Source organism: Duganella rhizosphaerae, assembly GCF_040364205.1.
Classification (GTDB): domain Bacteria; phylum Pseudomonadota; class Gammaproteobacteria; order Burkholderiales; family Burkholderiaceae_D; genus Rugamonas; species Rugamonas rhizosphaerae.
Genome location: NZ_BPWK01000041.1, coordinates 1 through 4,032 on the forward strand (window position 1 = coordinate 1; position 4,032 = coordinate 4,032).

General features: G+C 68.3%; 1 protein-coding gene. It reads right to left on the reverse strand.

What is annotated here, in order from left to right; all coding sequences use genetic code 11:
- Positions 1-4,032, reverse strand: a 4,032-nt coding sequence (locus RUGAMON1_RS32455; RefSeq protein ID WP_445234392.1) for a non-ribosomal peptide synthetase, incomplete at both ends; no start/stop codon positions are given.

Genomic DNA, 4,032 nt, shown 5'->3' on the forward strand with positions numbered 1-4,032 from the left:
GGCTTCGATTTCACCGAGCTCAATGCGGAAGCCGCGGATCTTGACCTGGAAGTCGTTACGGCCCAGGTATTCGATGCTGCCGTCGGCCAGGTAGCGGCCAAGGTCGCCGGTCTGGTACAGGCGGGCGCCGGGGCGGTCACTGAACGGATCGGCGATGAAGCGTTCGGCGCTCAGCTCTGGCCGGTTCAGGTAGCCACGGCCGACCTGCACGCCGCCGATGTGCAGTTGGCCTGCGACGCCGATTGGCACCGGTTGCAGGCTGGCGTCGAGGATGTGGATGCGGGTGTTGGCGATCGGTCGGCCAATCGGCACCGGTCCGGTTTCGCCGCTGTCGGCGCAGTTCCAATAGGTGACGTCGACCGCCGCCTCGGTGGGGCCGTACAGGTTGTGGAGCGCCAGCCCGGGCAGCTCTGCGCGCACCCGTGCCTGCAGCGGATGCGGCAAAGCTTCGCCGCTGCAGAGCAGGTGGCGGATGCTGCGGCAGCTTGCAGCCGGCGCCTGTTCGATAAAGGTGTGCAACATGGACGGCACAAAATGCAGCACCGTGATGCCACACTGTTCGATCAGCTGCGCAAGGTAGAGCGGGTCCTGGTGGCCGTCGGGACGGGCCAGCACCAGTTGGGCGCCGGCCAGCAGCGGCAGGAAGAATTCCCACACCGAGACGTCGAAGCCGAACGGAGTTTTTTGCAGTACGCGGTCGTCCGGCTGGAGCGCGAACTGCTGCTGCGCCCACAGCAGCCGGTTGACCACGCCGTCGTGCTGGTTCATCGCCCCCTTGGGCAGGCCGGTGGAACCCGAGGTGTAGATCACGTAGGCCAGGTTGGTGGCGGTGTTGAGTATGCACGGATTGTCGGACGGATAGTGCTCCGGCGCCGGCGCGTCCAGCAGCACCACCGGCGCGGCCGGAGGCAGGCAGGCCAGCAAGTGCCGCTGGGTCAGCACCAGCGCCGGGCTGGCGTCGTCCAGCATGTGGGCCAGCCGGGCCGGCGGGTTGCCTGGATCGAGCGGCACATAGGCGCCGCCGGCCTTGAGCACGGCCAACAGCGCGATCACCATCTCGAGCGAGCGCTCGGCGCACACGCCGATGCGGATCTCTGGTCCCACGCCGAGCGAGCGCAGGCGGTGGGCCAGCTGGTTGGCGCGGGCGTTGAGTTCGCCGTAGCTGAGTTGCTGATGCGCGCAGCGCAGCGCGACGGCGTCCGGGCTGGCCTGGACCTGGGCCTCGAACAGCTGATGCACCAGCAGTTCCGGCGGATAAGCGGTGGCGGTGTCGTTGAACTCGACCAGTAATTGCCGCTGTTCCTGAGCGCTGAGCATGGTCAGCGCGCGTAGTGGTTGCGCAGGATCGGCGGCCACGCTTTCCAGCAATTGCGCGAAATGACCGGCCATGCGGCCGATGGTGGCGGCGTCGAATAGCTCGGTGTTGTATTCCATATCGATGCGCAGTCCGGCCGTCTCCAGCGCCATTTCCAGTTTCAGGTCGAAGTGGGCATGGGTAACGCTGCCGGCGTGCTGGCCGGTGATGGCAAGCGCACCGTCGCCGCCCTGCTGCACGATGGCCTGCGGATCGAATTCGCTTCGGAAGTTCAGCGCCACTTGCGCGAACGGCAGGTAGGCGCCGCTGCGCTCGGTGGCCACGTGGTGCAACAGCAACTCGAACGGCATCTGCATCTCGTAGGCCGCCAACAGCTTGTCGCGGGTGCGCGCCAGCAGCGTCTCAAAGGTGTCGCCCGCCGCGATGGTGCTGCGCAGGGCGATGATATTGACAAAGATGCCGATCAGCGATTCGGTTTGCGCCGGCCGGTTGGCCGACAGTGCACCGATGCACAGGTCGTCCTGGCCGCTGTAGCGGTGCAGCAGCACGTTGTAGACGCTGCTGAGCACCATGAACAGGGTGGCCTGGTGGCGCCGCCCCAGCTTGGCCAGGCGCGCGGCCAGCGCCGGCGGCAGCAGCAGCCGGTGGCTGGCGCCGCCGTGGCCCATGCGTGGCGGCCGTGGCCGGTCGGTGGGCAGGGCCAGCAGCGCGGGCGCGCCGGCCAGCTCCTGTTTCCAATAGGCGAGCTGTTGCGCCAGGTTGTCGCCGGCCAGTTGCTGTTGTTCCCACCAGGTGTAGTCGGCGTACTGGATCGGCAGCGGCGCCAACGGCGAATCGCGGCCCGCGCTCAAGGCCGCGTACAGGCGCGTGAATTCGTCCACCAGCACGCCCATCGACCAGCCGTCGTACAGGATGTGATGCAAGGTCAGCAGGAAGACGTGCTCGTCGTCCCGGCGTTTGAGCAGCCGCGTGCGCAGCAGCGGGCCGGCCGCCAGGTCGAACGGAGTAGCCGCCTCGGAGGCGATGTGCTGGCGGATCGCCGCCTCGCGCGGCGCCGCTTCCAGCGTACTCAGGTCGATCAGCGGCAAGTCCAGCGCCAGCGCCGGCAGGATGAGCTGGCGCGGCACGCCGTCCTCTTGCACGAACACGGTGCGTAGCGGTTCGTGGCGCGCGACCAGCGCGGCAAACACCCGCTGGAACACGTCGAGCACTAGCGGGCCGCTCAGGGTCAGCGCCAGTGGCGCGCTGTAGTAGCCCTGGCCGGCGGCGTATTGTTCCAGGAACCAGAAGCGTTTTTGCGCATACGACAGCGGCAGCGCCGCCGTCCGGTCCACCGGCGTGATCGACGGTCCGGCGGCACCGGCGCCGTCGGCGCGTAGCAGCGTGATGCGCCGCGCCATGGCGGCCACGGTCGGCGCGTCGAACAGCGCGCGCAGCGGGAAGTCAAGTCCGAAACGCGCGCGCACCTTGGCCGTCAGCTGCACAGCCAGCAGCGAATGTCCGCCGAGGCTGAAGAAGTTGTCGGTGCTGCCGATGCGTTCGCGCTGCAGCACCTCGGACCACAGCGCGGCCAGCACGGTTTCGGTGGGCGTGGCTGGCGCTACATGGGCGCCGGTGTCGGTGTCGTCGAGGTCGGGCGCGGGCAGGCGGCTGCGATCGAGCTTGCCGTTAGGGGTCAGCGGCAGGCGTTCGATCGCGACGAAATGCGCCGGCAGCATGTAGTCGGGCAGTGTGCCGGCGAGCGCCGCGCGCAAGTGTGCGTCGTCAAGCGTGGACTCTGCGACGATGTAGGCTACAAGGCGCACGTCGCCCGGCAGGTCTTCGCGCGCCACCACCAGCGCCGCGCTGACACCGGGCAGCGCCGCCAGCGCCGTCTCGATTTCACCGGGTTCGATGCGGAAGCCGCGCAGCTTGAGCTGGAAGTCGTTGCGGCCCAGGTACTCGATATCGCCGTCGGCCAGGTAACGGGCCAGATCGCCGGTCCGGTACAGGTGGCCGCCGGCCGTGGCGCTGAAGGGATCGTTCACGAAACGTTCGGCGGTGAGCTCGGGTCGGTTCAGGTAGCCGCGTGCGACGCCGTGGCCGCCGATGTAGAGTTCGCCGGCCACGCCCTGCGGCACCGGCTCCATGTGCCGGTCCAGCAGGTAGACGTGGGTGTTGGCGATCGGGCGGCCGATCGATGGCCGCAAGTCCGCCGCGCCCAGCGCGCGCAGGGTGGACCAGACTGTCGTCTCGGTGGGGCCGTACAGATTCCATACGGTCGGCACGTGGCGCAGCAGTTGCTGCAGCAGATCGGCGGGCAGCGCCTCACCGCCGCATAGCACCTTGAGGCTTCGCACACCGGCAGGCCAACCGTGCGCGAGCAGCATGCGCCAGGTCGACGGCGTGGCCTGCATCAGGCTGACCTGGTGCGTTTGCAGTAGCGCGGTCAGTTGCTGCGGATCGGCCGCCGCGGCGGCCACGGCCAGGATGATGCGGGCGCCGGCCATCAACGGCAGATACAGTTCCAGCGCGGCGATATCGAACGAGACGGAGGTCACGCTGAGCACGACGTCGTCGCGCGCGATGCCGGGGGCTTGCCGCATGCTGTGCAGGAAATTGAGCAAGTTTGCATGTTCGACCATGACGCCTTTGGGCAGGCCGGTCGAGCCGGAGGTGTAGATGATGTAGGCCAGGTGGCCGGCGTGCAGTCCCAGCGCGGCGGAGTCGGGATTGAC